Source organism: Ruminiclostridium sufflavum DSM 19573 (genome assembly GCF_003208175.1).
Classification (GTDB): domain Bacteria; phylum Bacillota; class Clostridia; order Acetivibrionales; family DSM-1351; genus Ruminiclostridium; species Ruminiclostridium sufflavum.
Window position 1 is genome coordinate 78818 of the sequence record NZ_QKMR01000006.1, and the last position, 13253, is coordinate 92070.

Consider the following 13253-nt stretch of genomic DNA (forward strand, 5'->3'; position numbering starts at 1 on the left):
CGGCTTTCTCAATTTTATATACTTAAAGTGAGGTTTTATGAAAGCTGAATTTAACAATAGAATAGATCCTGTAAGATTGGCTGTTGCTTTTGTATTTGCAGGATATGTGCTGCTGCTTGCATATCTGACTTTTTTTAGTGATTATTACGGCAGAAGGATGGTTCACCGCAGCATTAATTTAATTCCCTTTAAGACTATAATTGAATTTATAACCTCAGATTATAATACGGAAGCAGTTATAACCAATTTGGCGGGAAATATAGCTGCTTTTCTGCCAATGGGCTTTTTACTGCCGGTAGCTTTTGGAAAGCTGAACAGCTTGAGGAGGATTGTCTTTGCTTCTTTGCCGGGTACTTTATCGGTTGAGCTTATTCAGTATATTTTCGGAACAGGAGCAAGTGATATAGACGATGTCATATTGAATGTACTGGGAGCGGCAATAGGATATTTTGCAGTGAGGGCTGTTATAAACTTAATTTGCCGTTGTAACGTTATAAGAGGCAAGAAATAACTTCAAAAGCAGGTGCAGTTGATTAATTTCAAGCAATATGTTAAAATAAATTACAGTTTTGTAAATATATGTTAATAAAAGCTCTACAATGATTCTTTCGGAGGTGGTTATTACGAAAATTTCGTTTTCTACGCTCGGTTGTCCAAACTGGAGTTGGGAAGACATGCTTTCAACTGCAAGGGATATTGGGTTTGACGGTATTGAAATCAGGGGTATTGAAAATGAGATGTATGCACCAAGTATAAAACAATTTTCGGCTGAAGATATTGACCTGACAAAGAAAAAGATTGCAAAGATAGGTATTGAAATTCCGTGCTTATCATCTGCTTGTTACTTGTTTGATAAAACGAATATTGATAAGCAGCTGCAAGAGGGGACTGAATATATTGAACTTGCGGCAAAGCTTGAAACCCCCTATGTAAGAGTCTTGGGTGATGCTCAGCCTAAGCCCGGAGATGTAGATATTGAATTTGTACTTGAAAATTTAAAAAAACTGACAGATATAGCAACTCCAAAGGGAATAAAAATATTAATAGAAACAAATGGGGTATTCGCAGATTCAAAGGTCTTAAGGTCCTTAATTACTGCTGTTGATTCAGATAATGTAGGTGTTTTATGGGATATTCATCATCCCTTCAGGTTTTTTGATGAGCCTGTAGAATATACCTTTGAAAATTTGAAGGACTACATTTGCTTTCTGCATGTTAAGGATTCACTTGTCATTGACGGAATTGTAAAATATAAAAAAATGGGATATGGCGATATTCCGATAAAAACTATTATACGGTTATTAAAGGAAAACGATTATAAAGGTTATATTTCTGTTGAATGGATTAAAAGATGGTGTATAGACCTTGAAGAGCCTGAAATCGTTTTTTCACATTTTGCGGGATATATGAAGGGTTTAATTTAAAAATAATAAAGCTGAATATATTTATTAAGTGCTTTTCTAAAAAATATGGAAAGGCATTTTTTATTATAGGGAAATAAATTGAGAATTAATGGTAAAATATGGTATTATCATAGCAAAGTTATTTTCACAGTGGCGGTTAAATAAGGCAGCTGATAAGCTGTGAAAAATTGCTTAACTATATTCGGCATGGAGGTTAGGCTTGAAACGTGTTATTTTATGCATATTATTTATTCCTTTAATTTGTTTAAGCGGCTGTAAGGGCAAATCTTCTGCTGTTCCAAAGCATGGGGCTGCTATGTACAATGATTTGCCGATTGCTTTAAGCAGCGGCATAAAGACTCTGGATATAACAATTGACTCTGGAAACCTGCAGATATATTGCTGGGATAAGAAGATTATTAAATCAGAAGCAAAACATATTGTCAGAGATAATAAAACAGATGAGGAATTAGAAAAAATGTTAAGAAAATATTCCGTAGAAAAAAAAGAGAAAGAAAATACATTATTTTATAAAATTAATTATTCAGGAAGTATAAATAATCCAAAGGATATTTATACAGATATTAATCTGACAATCCCTAAACAAATAAAAAATATACATATTAGTCAACAGTATGGCAGTATTGCTTTAATGGACAAATTTGAAGGAAATATAGAAGCGGATTTGGATTCCGTAAACTCTGTAATAAAGTATATGAAGGGGTTTTTGGCATATGAATGTGACAAGGGGACCCTCAGGCTGGACTTGGGGAAGCTGGAGAATCAATCCTTTGTTAATATTTCTTCAGGTAATATATATATAAAGTCTCAATATCAGAATAAATCTGCATATTCATTTAAAACAAAAAAAGGGAATATAGATTTGCTATTTCCAAAGGATTTGAAAGTTAAGCTAAATAGCTTCGGAGCCATTGATAGTAATGGTATTATAGAAAATGAAGGGGATATAGAAGTTGAGGCTTATGCTGATATGGGTAAAATATCTATAAATGGATACTGAAAGTCATAATTACCAGAATAATGTAATAATATACAAAAAAATAATTAAATATTCAAAAACTTGTTGACAAAATATGAAAAATTGTAATATAATGTAACCAGACAGTTGCTTGTTTTTCTCTTTAAAATCTCGTGGTAAGTGTAATTACTTAAGTGAATGATTTTGCTTAGTTTTTATATACAAAGGAAGAGGGGAAGGAGAAAAGCAATGGCGCTAATCAGGCTTATAATTTTTGATGACGACAATGAATACTCATTTAGTTTATGCAATTTTCTAACTCATAATTTTTCTGAGACATTACTCGTAAATTACTATAATAATTCTTATAAAATTGAGGATTGGATTAAAAAGATAGAACCGGATATAATTTTAGTCTGTGAGAAATATTATAATCAAGTCTGTAATCAATTCAAAGCAAACCTTATTATCTTAACAACAGGGACAACAAAAAACGAGGATTTAGCTGATGTTCCGTCAATATACAAGTATCAGGATGCAAACCGCATAGCAGGAAGCATTATCAATATCTATACAAAATCCAATAACATAATTACCCAAAAAAAAGAGAAAGAAGCAAAAACAGTAGCAGTTTATTCTGCGGCAGGCAATACCGGAAAAACATCTGTAGCAGTTGGAATAAGCACTATATGCTCAAGCTTGGGAATGTCTGTTTTCTATTTGAATCTGGAGCTTTTTTCTTCTGCAAGTATATTTTTCTGCGGCAATAATGATTATTCTATTGCCGATATAATTTACTATGCAAAAGAAAAGGACAATAATCTGTTATCAAAGATAACAACTATGAGCTGCAAGGACATTTCCTCAAATATACACTATTTTAAAGAGGCTAACAATGCATTTGAAATTAATGAAATACAGCCTCAGGATATTGAATTAATCATTAATACAATTAAATCGAGTGGACTATATGATCTCATTGTAATCGATATGGATTCTCAGCTTAATGATAATACTACCGCTATTTTCAAAATTACTGATGAAATCCTATGTATTTTTACAAATGAGGAAATATGTTTACATAAAACTCAGCTGTTTGTTGAAAGTATAAACAAACTGTCAGAAAGCTTTACCCAAAATACTTTTTTGACGCATAAATTGCTATATGTTGCAAATAAAGTATCCAAACAGGCCCTCCTATCACACAAAACCTTTCTTAACAACAAAAGTCTTTACTCACTTCCGTATGATGGGAAATTCAATTCTTTAAAAAAGCTTATCAAATCTAATGGAGGGCCTGAGTTATTTAAAAATTCCGTAAAGGATATTGCAGCAAGGTATATAAAGTGACACTCATGATAATAAAAAAATAAAGAGAATAAAGCATACTATATAAAAAAATATGGAGGATATATTGAAGCAGGAGCTTATCAATGAAATAAGGAACTCTGTCAGTCAAAAAATAGACTTGAAGCGAGATTTCTCAGATGAAGAAATAAATCAGGCAATATCAAAATCGGTATTTGAAAAGTCCAAGCAGTTAATTTTAAAATCATCGGAGAAAAAGGAAATAATTGAGGCTGTGTTCAATTCTTTTCGCAGATTGGATATATTGCAGCCTCTCATTGATGATAAGGAAGTAACAGAAATAATGATTAATGGCCCTGATAATATATTTATTGAGAAAAAAGGCGAGAGTAAAAAGCTGGACCTGAGATTTCAATCTTCGCAAAAGTTGGAGGATATTATTCAAATTATGGTGACAGCTGTAAACAGAACTGTCAATGAGTCAGTACCGATTGTTGATGCAAGGCTCAAGGATGGTTCAAGAATTAATGTGGTACTGCCGCCGATTGCATTAAACGGGCCAATCGTCACTATAAGAAAGTTTCCCGAAAAGCCAATAGATATTAATATGCTGATTGAGCTTGGCTCGCTGACGGCTGAGGCAGCAGCTTTTCTAAAAATGCTTGTAGAGGCAAAATACAATATATTTATAGCCGGCGGTACGGGAGCTGGCAAAAGTAATTTAGGTATAAGAATTTATTACATCTGAATTTGTTAACTTTATTGATTTGATTTTTTTATCCTTAGTTAAATATATATTAGTTACTATCTTTCTCACAATCTCCTTTTGACTTTTTAAGCTTATATTATAAAACATAGTTTTAAAATCACTTATTTGACTAAAAAGTGATTCTAATTTGTTTACTTCCGTAAATTTATCATTTAATTTAACGTTCGAAAGCTCTTTTTCTAAATTTTGTATTTGTACATGCAATTGATTAATTTTTGCAATGTATGGACTTAAATCTTCCGTATTACTTTGTTCAAATGCTACAAAATACTTTTCCTTTAGAGATTTTAAACGCTTTATTTCTTGTTCTAAAGTCAACACATCATCGGTGTTGACTTTTTTTATTTTTAACCTCTTAGCAGCAGTCATATATAGTTTTTTGTTTACATAAGAATTAATATTATCTATAATTATATCATCGATTTTTTTGTATGACACTTGGAATCCTTTACAGAGATTGTTTCCGCTATTTGTGTTTGAGCATCTATATGAGCATACTAAATATTGTTTTAATTCTCCTTTTTTATTTGTATAGTTATTGCCCATATAAGAATAAGCATACATTTTTCCACCACATAACGGACAAATAAGTAATTGTGAAAATACGGCAACATTATTTTCGTTTTTAGTAAAATTCATTCTTTTAGAGTTTTTTATAATTTGTGAAATTTTATTAAATGTTTTTTCATCAATTATCGGTTCGTGATTACCTTTTATAATACTTGCATCATTATTTAAAACCCAACCATGACTATGATATCCAGTGCGCACATATCCAGCATAAAAAGGATTGCACAGCATATCTTTTATTGTTGTCCTGTTCCATTGTTTATTTTTCCTAGTTTTGTACCCTGTTGCATTTAATTCTCTAGTAATTTCAAGTATACAGTTACCATCCCTTGATTCTACGTACCTTTGAAATATTTTTTTAATTATTTCTGCTTGCTCAGGAACTATTATTGCTTGCTTATTTTCGTTATATTTATAACCGAAAGGTATAGATCCTTTGCTGTTTCCTTGTTTAAATCTCTCATTTAAACCCATTTTAACATTTTCAGCTATGGTGTTTCTTTCAAACTCAGCTATAGATCCAAGCAATTGGAGAAGCATTTTACCTATAGGAGTAGAAGTATCAAATTTTTCGGAAAAACTTTGAAATGAAATTCCGTTTTGATTAAATATATCAACCATTTCTAGCAAATCTAACAAGCTTCTGCTTAACCTAGATAGCTTCCAAATTAAAACGATATCAAACTTTTTGCTTCTTGCATCACTAAGTAATTCCTTTAAGGCTGGACGTCCAGAAATGTTTTTCCCGCTTATGCCCGCATCTTGATATACTTTAATAACATCATATTCATAAGCTTTTGCAAATTCTCTTAAAATTGAAGTTTGAGCAGAAATAGAATACCCTTCAATAGCTTGTTCTTCTGTCGAAACACGAACATATAAAACGGCTCTCATTATTTGTCACCTTCAATTAAATTTATAATGTCAAGAATCTTTTTAGGATCTATCTTTTTATCCTGCGCAATTTTTGCAACTTCTAAATAGCAACCTTCAAGTTTTACTTCTTCTTCTCCGGATAATTCATTCATTGACAAATTCAATGCTGATGCCATTTTAGCAAGATTTTCATACGAAGTGCTTTTACTTCTTCCAGCCAAAATATCTCTTATTGTAGATTGTGGAACATTTGATAACTTACTAAACTTGTATACAGATATTTTTCTGCTTTTCAGATGTAGTGCTAAATTTTCTGATAACATTTAAAACCTCCAAAATTAAAGCTAATAAAAGATATAATTAGCAATAGCACGAAATACCGACCTAAAATTGCTCAGTTACCGTTTAAAAGCGAATGCATCATTTTGCAATAGCGCGGTATTCCGATATAATAAAAAACATAACAACGGCAATTCGTGGCAATTACTTTATATCTTTGTTGTTACTAGTTTGGGGAAACTAGCACGGAATAAAAACCAATACTTGAACATTATAACGAAATTTCGTTGTAATGTCAACAAAAAACATGTAAACAATACAAATAAGAAAGGGGATTAGAATGACAAAATACAAGCTGACTAAAGGAAATATTAACAGAAAAGAACGATGCGATATTATGCCTATAGGTAAGTTAGTAAAAAAACTTAGAGAATCAAAAGGTGTAACGATATACAGATTATCTAAAGATACTGGAATATCCCAATCAACTATATCAAGCTTAGAAAACAAAGGCAAAACCGCAAGTTTTGACAATGTTGTAAAGATAGCTAAAGCTCTTGATGTGCCAATAGAAACATTTTATCCAGAAAGAAGAGTGGGATAAACATGAATATTACAAATATTAAAATCACAGCAGGGATAAAGAACCAAAATATAATTCCCGGAACATTGAGTGACATAGATGGTTTTTTAGAAGCATTACAAGGTTACATATTAGAAGCGGCAGAAAACTTGCATAGAAAGGAGGAGAGCCACCCAGCATGACAAACAGTGCGGAAATAGATACAGAACGAAGCGATAACACTTTAAGCATGACACATCTAGCGGAAAAATGGAGATGTTCAAACGGGGATGTAAGAAAATTTATTAAACAAGGTATGCCATATGTAGTCTTAAAGAACGGACGGTATCAATTTAATTTGAAAAAATGTGAGGATTGGTATCGAAGAGGCTTTTTTGAATCCTTGCCGGAGCAAAGACAACGAGAAATTTTAAGTAAGCAGAGAATGCTTATACCTAGTTTTAAGAAAGGCAAGAAAATAAAATGACATATTTGAATGGAGAAATTGATTGCTACTGCTACATGGTATTAAGGGGAAAACCAGCGGCAGTGTTGCCTGTAAAAAAAGAATGTGTAAGAGGGGTAAAAGACAGAATTATCAATTTTCATAGGTTAAAAGCATTTGAAAAAGAGCTGTCAGAGGAATGGAGTTCAATTTGGATATATGATAAAGATTTTATGCTTGAAATAATAAACTGCTTACCTGAAAAACCAAACACAATTTTTGAACATTGGGTTCTTGGAAAAGTATTCGGTTTTTCAGATGAAGCAATTGAGAAGTTTATAAGGAATTATACCTTATAATACTCGGTACCATTGCATTTAGGACATGGTGGCAATGTGTCGGTGCTATCATCTAACCTTACAACCTGACCACATGTTTTGCATTGATAGGTACCCTTGCCGGGTTTTTCTCCTGTAGTTGGCATGTGTAAACCTCCTTTATGTAGATAAGTATAAAATACAATATTATTCTACATTAAATGGATTAAGTTTACAACATTTACAAAATAAGCACAAAAGTAATTAAAAAATATTTTAGGAGGTTTTATTTATGAGCAGAAAAGCAACAGGAATAGTAAGGAAAGTGGATGAGTTAGGAAGGATTGTATTACCGATTGAGTTGAGAAAAACTTTCAACATTGAGGAAAAGGACGCGCTTGAGATTTTTGTTGAGGATTCAACAATCATTTTAAAGAAGTATGAGCCAGATTGTATATTCTGCGGACAAGCTAGAAATGTTAAAGCATACAAGGGCAAGAATATCTGTCCGGATTGCATGAAAGAATTGAAAAATAAATAGGAGAGGATGAAAGACTATGTTACTCAAATTTAAAGATATTATACATAAAGATTTCTTTGAAAGTATGGTTAAAAAGACAAACTGCAAAAATGATCCATATCGTGCAGCATTGTTTTACACATTAGGTTTAACGGCTGAAACACGCTGTAACATTAATTTGTTATACAATTTCAAAGAAAATTGCATAGAGTTTGACGGATTAAATGCAGGATGGCAAACGGGTACAACAATAAGACTTTGTAGACTTGCCTTTAATCTTTACAATGGATTTACTGATGAGCAGGGGGATGGAAAAGAAAATAAGGAAGGACGTTTTTATAGTCCATACTGGTTATTTGATTGCAGCTTAATTGACTACATGCTAGAAGCTATAAAGATTCGCTATGCAGAATACAGCGGATACAAATTTACAAGCATAGAAAGGAGCATACAATCATGAGACAGTACATAGACAATGAAACGGCGAAACGTGATGCAATCACAATTGTTACGGTTGGATTAACGCATGATGAAGAAAATCAGATCAGAGCATTGATTAAATCAATAGAAAGAAAAAGAAGCCATGAAAAACGCTCAAGGCTTCTGCATAACATTATTTTTGGAAATTAGTCAAAATCTGAAACATGACCAATTTCATTTAACAATGAAAATTTAAAAGAAGGTGAGGGAATTGATAAATACAGGCGAAACGAAAAGTGTAAAAGATTGCAGTTATTTCTATAGCGCATATTTAGAACGAGGTATTTTAACTAACAGCGGGTACAATTGCAGGCATCCGAAACAGGAGGAAACAGTAACAGAAGAGGGACAAAAGGTAGGCAATTGTTATAGTTGGAGCTGTCCTTTACGGATTAGGGAAAAGGCTGAGAGTGCATGAAATATAAAGGCAGGGGGGGAAGATGAAAAAATACAGCGGCAAACAGTTATTTAATATAACTTCAAACAATGAAAAATTAAAGATTGACATTAAAATTAAGGACTTAGCATGGCTGATTGAGAAAAGCCCTAATAATTATGATGAGTACTATGTTAAAAGAGGCAAACGAAAAGAATTCATTGATTACATAGGTAATGCTTTAGCTGATATGAGCGATCCAGATACAGGAGATTCACCAGTTATGACAATGTTTGAAAATATTTTTGAAGAGATATTTAGCAGTGGAGAGGATTTTATAAAAAGTTCTTCTATGAAGGATAGGCAAAGTGTGAATTAAAAATAAATCGGAGTAATCCTAGGCAATAAGCGTGTACACGCCTCCAGACGTGGAGGAAAATTTAAAAATGGGAAGCAAGGTTAAAAAAGAGAGTGTATTTACATATGCTCAACTACAGGAAATGCAAGCATGGCCTCTTGAAATGAAAATTGAAAACGCACAAAAAATAATACGCCAGACATTTAAGTATGGCAAGAAAATTGCCCTTGCTTTTTCCGGCGGCAAAGATAGTACAGCATTGTGGCACTTAATTCGTGAAACCTGCCCCGAAGAAGCTAAAAATATGATTGTTATATTTGGTAATACTGGTGTTGAGTATAAAGAATCACTCGACTTTGCGCGAAAGCTAGGGAAAGAATGGGGAGGCGAAAACTTCCACGAAACCAAACTTGACCGCATAAAAGTTCCGCGATTAAAGTACGAAGCTCAAAAGATGGTGTGGGCTATGATTGAGAAACAGGGTGATGCCCATAGGTACCTAAACAAGAAAGGCCGTCTGCTTTCTACCGACAAGTTAAACGAAGCGGTTACACCTAAAATGTGGGAATTATTTCGCGAACAAAATCTTGTTTGGGAGGCTGGAACGCAAATTAGTTTTTGGTTCATAGCGGAGCAGTACGGATTCCCGATACTGGGTAAAGATGCAACGAAGCTGGATGCGCCCAGAATAAACATAAATGTATTTCTTAAATATAGTACAGAGCAGTCGGAGGGCAACAAAGAATATTATGATATGCTTCGAGAATTCCCGGATATGCGTATATCGCATTCTTGCTGCTACTTTATAAAAGAGCAGCCATCACAGAAGTTACAAAAGAAATTAGGCTGCGATACGTTGTTTAGGGGATTACTAGCAAGTGAGAGCCGCCGCAGAACATTTACATTTCTTGATTACGGATTTTTGTACAAAGGCGCAGATAAATATTTATATTCTTCACCGCTTGCAATATTTACTGACACCGATATATGGGCTTACATTAATTCAAGGAACTGCCCGTATTCTGAATTATACGACCTAACAGACGAAAAAGGAAACAAACTATTTGAGCGTAATGGTTGCTATACCTGCGGAACTGGGCTTGCTTATGAAGGAAATAACATAGAAATCCTGAGAAAACACTATCAGCCAAAATGGCGGGGATTAATGAAATACGGTATGGCAAGAGAAATGAAAACATTTGCTTGTGCCATGTGTAATGATGTGAAGCTTAATGCCTTAGAAAGCGACTATTTACTTGATAACAGACCGTGTGCGTTCGATAGGCTTACACCTAAGACAGATATTTTAAAAGCTTTACGCGAAGAGCCTGAGCAACTAGATTTGTTTGGCGGAAGCACATTTATTTCAAATATTTCAAAGTAATTTTTATAACAAACATTTTAAGACTGGGGCAGATTGGAGAGCATACATGAAAAACAGAGAAATAATAGTTGATAACTTTGCCGGTGGCGGAGGAGCCAGCACAGGCATTGAAATGGCAATAGGCAGGAGTGTTGATATAGCAATCAACCATGATCCTGCTGCAATAGCAATGCATAAGGTAAACCATCCTACAACAAAGCATTATTGTGAATCGGTTTGGGATGTTGACCCGGTAGAAGCATGTCAAGGCAGACTGGTAGCATTAGCGTGGTTTAGTCCGGACTGTAAGCATTTTAGCAAGGCTAAAGGTGGAAAGCCGGTAGAAAAGAAAATCCGGGGGCTTGCATGGATAGTATTAAAGTGGGCTGCTAAAGTAAGGCCGAGAGTAATTATGTTAGAAAATGTTGAAGAATTTCAAACATGGGGGCCTATCCGAAAAGGCAGACCGATAAAAAGTAAATCAGGACAAACGTTTCAAGCATGGAAAAATCAGCTTGAAAGTTTAGGATACAAGATTGAGCATCGAGAACTCAAGGCTTGCGATTATGGAACACCGACAATTAGGAAAAGATTTTTTCTAGTTGCTAGGTGCGATGGAAAACCAATTGAATGGCCTGAGCCGACACATGGGAATCCTAATTCATTGGAAGTGCAAATGGGTTTATTAAAGCCATGGAGAACAGCGGCAGAGATAATTGATTGGTCGCTACCATGCCCGAGTATATTTGACAGGAAAAAGCCACTTGCGGAGAATACATTGAAGAGGATAGCCAGAGGGCTACAGAAGTTTGTTATTGATAATCCTAAACCGTTTATAGTACAGGTAAATCATAGTGGCTCTAATCACCATTACTGCAATTCAATTGAATGTCCATTGCCGACAATAACATCAAAACATGGGTTTGGAGTTGTTACTCCGTACTTGGCAGTAAATACAACTGGACATACCGGAGGAGAAGTAGACGAGCCAATACATACAATAACCACAGGTGGACATCATGCACTGATTGCACCAACACTTATTCAGACAGGCTATGGCGAAAGGGAAGGACAAGCCCCAAGAGTACCCGGAATAAATAAACCACTTGGAACGGTAGTAAGTACTTGTAAACATGCAGTAGTTGCACCTACATTAATTCAGTACCACACAGAAACAACAGACCAGCCGAGAGGGCAAGTAGTAAATAAACCCATATCAACGATTGATGCTTCTCCACGGTACGGACTTGTCAGTGCTTTTATATCAAAGTATTATGCCGGAAATTATAAGGGCTTTGGCAGTGCTCTTGACGAACCAGTACATACAGTTACATCAAAAGACCATAATGCAGTTATAACCACATTCATAACACAAATGAATAAATCTTCTATTGGTCAGACCGTAAACGAACCACTAAACACTGTAACAGCTGGTGCAAACCACTTCGGAGAAGTAAGAGCATTTTTAATTAAGTATTACGGACAGGGAACAGGTCAGTCACTATCAGAGCCATTAGATACAGTTGTTTCAAAGGATAGATTCGGTCTAATCACTATAAATAATATTGATTATCAGATTGTAGATATTGGGTTGAGAATGTTAGAGCCATATGAGCTATTTGCAGCTCAAGGATTTCCGGACAAATACATAATTGATCATGATTATACAGGAAAACCATATCCCAAAACGGCTCAGGTTGCAAGATGTGGTAATGCAGTACCGCCGCCATTTGCTGAAGCTTTGACAAGAGCCAATTTACCCGAGTACTGTATAGCAAAAGCAGGATAGGAACAGGTGGTGAAAAATGAATACAGTTCTAAAATATCCGGGCAGCAAGTGGAGTATGACAGATTGGATAATATCAAATTTTCCTGCTGATTATGAAAAAATGACTTACTTAGAGCCTTATGCGGGTTCGTTAGCAGTATTCTTCAATAAAAAAAGAAGTCAAATAGAGACAATAAATGACTTGGACAATAATATTACAAACCTATTTGAAGTAATCAGAGAACAACCGGAAGAGTTTAAAAGAGCAATCAAATATACTCCTTGGGCAAGACAAGAATATAAAAATAGTTATGAAATGACAGGGGATAGCTTAGAAGATGCCAGAAGGTTTTTAGTCAGGTGCTGGCAGGCTATAGGCACAAAAACAAGTGACATATCAGGATGGAGTAATCATATTAAGCCGGGCGATACCGGTACATCTAGGTGGACACGACTTGACAAAAGCATAGATGAAGCAGCGAAGAGGTTACAGAGCTATAAAAAATGTCTGGTACAAATTGAGAACATGCCTGCAGTAGACCTGATTAGGAGATATAACAGACCGTATGTATTTATTTACTGTGATCCTCCATATGTACTCAGTACCCGCAGTAAAAGAATTTACAAATGTGAAATGACTGATAATGACCATATAGAACTACTTGAAGCATTAACAGGGCATACAGGCCCGGTAATGATATCCGGTTATATGAATGAAATTTATAATGAAATGCTTAAAGGATGGACAGTAAAGACCAATAAATCTAATTGCGAAATGGGTAAAGCAGCAACGGAAGTTATATGGATGAATTACAAACCGTCAAATGAGCAATTATCACTGTCTATATGACGGTGAAATAACTGCATAAATTGGTGAAAG

20 protein-coding genes are annotated in these 13253 nt (G+C 34.5%); 17 read left to right on the forward strand and 3 right to left on the reverse strand.

The features are described 5' to 3' along the window. The first annotated feature begins 37 nt into the window (after window positions 1–37). The 5 genes from LY28_RS06450 to LY28_RS06470 all read left to right on the forward strand — a co-directional run bounded on the left by LY28_RS06450 (window position 38) and on the right by LY28_RS06470 (window position 4438). On the forward strand, window positions 38–511 hold the full coding sequence (locus LY28_RS06450) for a VanZ family protein (protein ID WP_110461360.1): 474 nt from the start codon (window positions 38–40) through the stop codon (window positions 509–511). Window positions 512–674: 163 nt separating this feature from the next. Then, the gene (locus LY28_RS06455) at window positions 675–1424 is read left to right on the forward strand and encodes a sugar phosphate isomerase/epimerase family protein (protein ID WP_242981169.1); all 750 of its coding nucleotides are present in this window, start codon (window positions 675–677) and stop codon (window positions 1422–1424) included. Between the two features lie 199 nt (window positions 1425–1623). Beyond that, a complete protein-coding gene (locus LY28_RS06460) occupies window positions 1624–2424 on the forward strand; it encodes a hypothetical protein (protein ID WP_110461362.1) in 801 nt (266 codons plus the stop codon). 207 nt (window positions 2425–2631) lie between these two features. Then, window positions 2632–3732, forward strand: coding sequence for an AAA family ATPase (locus LY28_RS06465; protein ID WP_110461363.1), 1101 nt, complete (start codon window positions 2632–2634; stop codon window positions 3730–3732). A 64-nt stretch (window positions 3733–3796) separates the two neighbouring features. Further along, window positions 3797–4438: an ATPase, T2SS/T4P/T4SS family gene (locus tag LY28_RS06470; RefSeq protein ID WP_479692074.1), complete on the forward strand. Its 642-nt coding sequence runs from the start codon at window positions 3797–3799 to the stop codon at window positions 4436–4438. On the opposite strand, the gene LY28_RS06475 is transcribed toward LY28_RS06470, so the two are convergent. Next, window positions 4412–5923, reverse strand: coding sequence for a recombinase family protein (locus tag LY28_RS06475; protein WP_110461365.1), 1512 nt, complete (start codon window positions 5921–5923; stop codon window positions 4412–4414). The two genes, LY28_RS06470 and LY28_RS06475, sit on opposite strands and share 27 nt — an antisense overlap. Then, window positions 5923–6228 (reverse strand): helix-turn-helix domain-containing protein, encoded by a 306-nt coding sequence (locus LY28_RS06480; RefSeq protein ID WP_110461366.1) that lies wholly within the window; start codon window positions 6226–6228, stop codon window positions 5923–5925. Before LY28_RS06480 ends, LY28_RS06475 begins: the two co-directional genes overlap by 1 nt. Before the next feature lie 296 nt (window positions 6229–6524). Between LY28_RS06480 and LY28_RS06485 the strand changes: the two genes are divergently transcribed. From LY28_RS06485 to LY28_RS06495, 4 genes are read left to right on the forward strand one after another with little or no spacing between them, the layout of a single operon-like run. Continuing rightward, the gene (locus LY28_RS06485) at window positions 6525–6788 is read left to right on the forward strand and encodes a helix-turn-helix domain-containing protein (protein ID WP_242981170.1); all 264 of its coding nucleotides are present in this window, start codon (window positions 6525–6527) and stop codon (window positions 6786–6788) included. 2 nt (window positions 6789–6790) lie between these two features. Then, the gene (locus tag LY28_RS19075) at window positions 6791–6949 is read left to right on the forward strand and encodes a hypothetical protein (RefSeq protein ID WP_165835511.1); all 159 of its coding nucleotides are present in this window, start codon (window positions 6791–6793) and stop codon (window positions 6947–6949) included. Then, entirely contained in the window at window positions 6946–7233 is a 288-nt protein-coding gene (locus LY28_RS06490; RefSeq protein WP_110461367.1) for a hypothetical protein, read from the forward strand. The genes LY28_RS19075 and LY28_RS06490 overlap by 4 nt, the downstream gene beginning before the upstream one ends. After that, window positions 7230–7550, forward strand: a complete 321-nt coding sequence (locus tag LY28_RS06495; protein WP_110461368.1) for a hypothetical protein — start codon at window positions 7230–7232, stop codon at window positions 7548–7550. The genes LY28_RS06490 and LY28_RS06495 overlap by 4 nt, the downstream gene beginning before the upstream one ends. Here the strand turns inward: LY28_RS06495 and LY28_RS06500 are convergent. Next, the gene (locus LY28_RS06500; RefSeq protein ID WP_110461369.1) at window positions 7538–7675 is read right to left on the reverse strand and encodes a zinc ribbon-containing protein; all 138 of its coding nucleotides are present in this window, start codon (window positions 7673–7675) and stop codon (window positions 7538–7540) included. The genes LY28_RS06495 and LY28_RS06500 overlap by 13 nt on opposite strands. 125 nt (window positions 7676–7800) lie before the next feature. Between LY28_RS06500 and LY28_RS06505 the strand changes: the two genes are divergently transcribed. The 8 genes from LY28_RS06505 (at window position 7801) to LY28_RS06535 (ending at window position 13223) form a co-directional block, all read left to right on the forward strand. Beyond that, the gene (locus tag LY28_RS06505; RefSeq protein WP_110461370.1) at window positions 7801–8049 is read left to right on the forward strand and encodes an AbrB/MazE/SpoVT family DNA-binding domain-containing protein; all 249 of its coding nucleotides are present in this window, start codon (window positions 7801–7803) and stop codon (window positions 8047–8049) included. Window positions 8050–8065: 16 nt separating this feature from the next. Then, window positions 8066–8488 (forward strand): DUF6075 family protein, encoded by a 423-nt coding sequence (locus LY28_RS06510; protein WP_110461371.1) that lies wholly within the window; start codon window positions 8066–8068, stop codon window positions 8486–8488. After that, on the forward strand, window positions 8485–8658 hold the full coding sequence (locus LY28_RS19080; RefSeq protein ID WP_165835512.1) for a hypothetical protein: 174 nt from the start codon (window positions 8485–8487) through the stop codon (window positions 8656–8658). Before LY28_RS06510 ends, LY28_RS19080 begins: the two co-directional genes overlap by 4 nt. Before the next feature lie 61 nt (window positions 8659–8719). Beyond that, window positions 8720–8926 (forward strand): hypothetical protein, encoded by a 207-nt coding sequence (locus LY28_RS06515; protein ID WP_110461372.1) that lies wholly within the window; start codon window positions 8720–8722, stop codon window positions 8924–8926. A 22-nt stretch (window positions 8927–8948) separates the two neighbouring features. Beyond that, window positions 8949–9263, forward strand: a complete 315-nt coding sequence (locus LY28_RS06520; protein ID WP_110461373.1) for a hypothetical protein — start codon at window positions 8949–8951, stop codon at window positions 9261–9263. 67 nt (window positions 9264–9330) lie between these two features. Continuing rightward, window positions 9331–10626 carry a phosphoadenosine phosphosulfate reductase domain-containing protein gene (locus LY28_RS06525; protein ID WP_110461374.1) on the forward strand — a complete coding sequence of 432 codons (1296 nt, stop codon included), beginning with the start codon at window positions 9331–9333 and terminating at the stop codon, window positions 10624–10626. A gap of 46 nt (window positions 10627–10672) precedes the next feature. Further along, complete coding sequence (locus LY28_RS06530; protein ID WP_110461375.1) at window positions 10673–12394, forward strand: DNA cytosine methyltransferase; 1722 nt, start codon at window positions 10673–10675, stop codon at window positions 12392–12394. 16 nt (window positions 12395–12410) lie between these two features. Continuing rightward, complete coding sequence (locus tag LY28_RS06535; RefSeq protein WP_110461376.1) at window positions 12411–13223, forward strand: DNA adenine methylase; 813 nt, start codon at window positions 12411–12413, stop codon at window positions 13221–13223. Window positions 13224–13253: the final 30 nt, after the last annotated feature.

Coding starts and splice junctions, on each gene's coding strand:
- LY28_RS06450 (WP_110461360.1), top strand. CDS start 38: ATGAAAGCTGAATTTAACAATAGAATAGATCCTGTAAGATTGGCTGTT.
- LY28_RS06455 (WP_242981169.1), top strand. CDS start 675: ATGCTTTCAACTGCAAGGGATATTGGGTTTGACGGTATTGAAATCAGG.
- LY28_RS06465 (WP_110461363.1), top strand. CDS start 2,632: ATGGCGCTAATCAGGCTTATAATTTTTGATGACGACAATGAATACTCA.
- LY28_RS06475 (WP_110461365.1), bottom strand. CDS start 5,923: ATGAGAGCCGTTTTATATGTTCGTGTTTCGACAGAAGAACAAGCTATT.
- LY28_RS06480 (WP_110461366.1), bottom strand. CDS start 6,228: ATGTTATCAGAAAATTTAGCACTACATCTGAAAAGCAGAAAAATATCT.
- LY28_RS06485 (WP_242981170.1), top strand. CDS start 6,525: ATGACAAAATACAAGCTGACTAAAGGAAATATTAACAGAAAAGAACGA.
- LY28_RS19075 (WP_165835511.1), top strand. CDS start 6,791: ATGAATATTACAAATATTAAAATCACAGCAGGGATAAAGAACCAAAAT.
- LY28_RS06490 (WP_110461367.1), top strand. CDS start 6,946: ATGACAAACAGTGCGGAAATAGATACAGAACGAAGCGATAACACTTTA.
- LY28_RS06495 (WP_110461368.1), top strand. CDS start 7,230: ATGACATATTTGAATGGAGAAATTGATTGCTACTGCTACATGGTATTA.
- LY28_RS06500 (WP_110461369.1), bottom strand. CDS start 7,675: ATGCCAACTACAGGAGAAAAACCCGGCAAGGGTACCTATCAATGCAAA.
- LY28_RS06505 (WP_110461370.1), top strand. CDS start 7,801: ATGAGCAGAAAAGCAACAGGAATAGTAAGGAAAGTGGATGAGTTAGGA.
- LY28_RS06510 (WP_110461371.1), top strand. CDS start 8,066: ATGTTACTCAAATTTAAAGATATTATACATAAAGATTTCTTTGAAAGT.
- LY28_RS19080 (WP_165835512.1), top strand. CDS start 8,485: ATGAGACAGTACATAGACAATGAAACGGCGAAACGTGATGCAATCACA.
- LY28_RS06520 (WP_110461373.1), top strand. CDS start 8,949: ATGAAAAAATACAGCGGCAAACAGTTATTTAATATAACTTCAAACAAT.
- LY28_RS06525 (WP_110461374.1), top strand. CDS start 9,331: ATGGGAAGCAAGGTTAAAAAAGAGAGTGTATTTACATATGCTCAACTA.
- LY28_RS06530 (WP_110461375.1), top strand. CDS start 10,673: ATGAAAAACAGAGAAATAATAGTTGATAACTTTGCCGGTGGCGGAGGA.
- LY28_RS06535 (WP_110461376.1), top strand. CDS start 12,411: ATGAATACAGTTCTAAAATATCCGGGCAGCAAGTGGAGTATGACAGAT.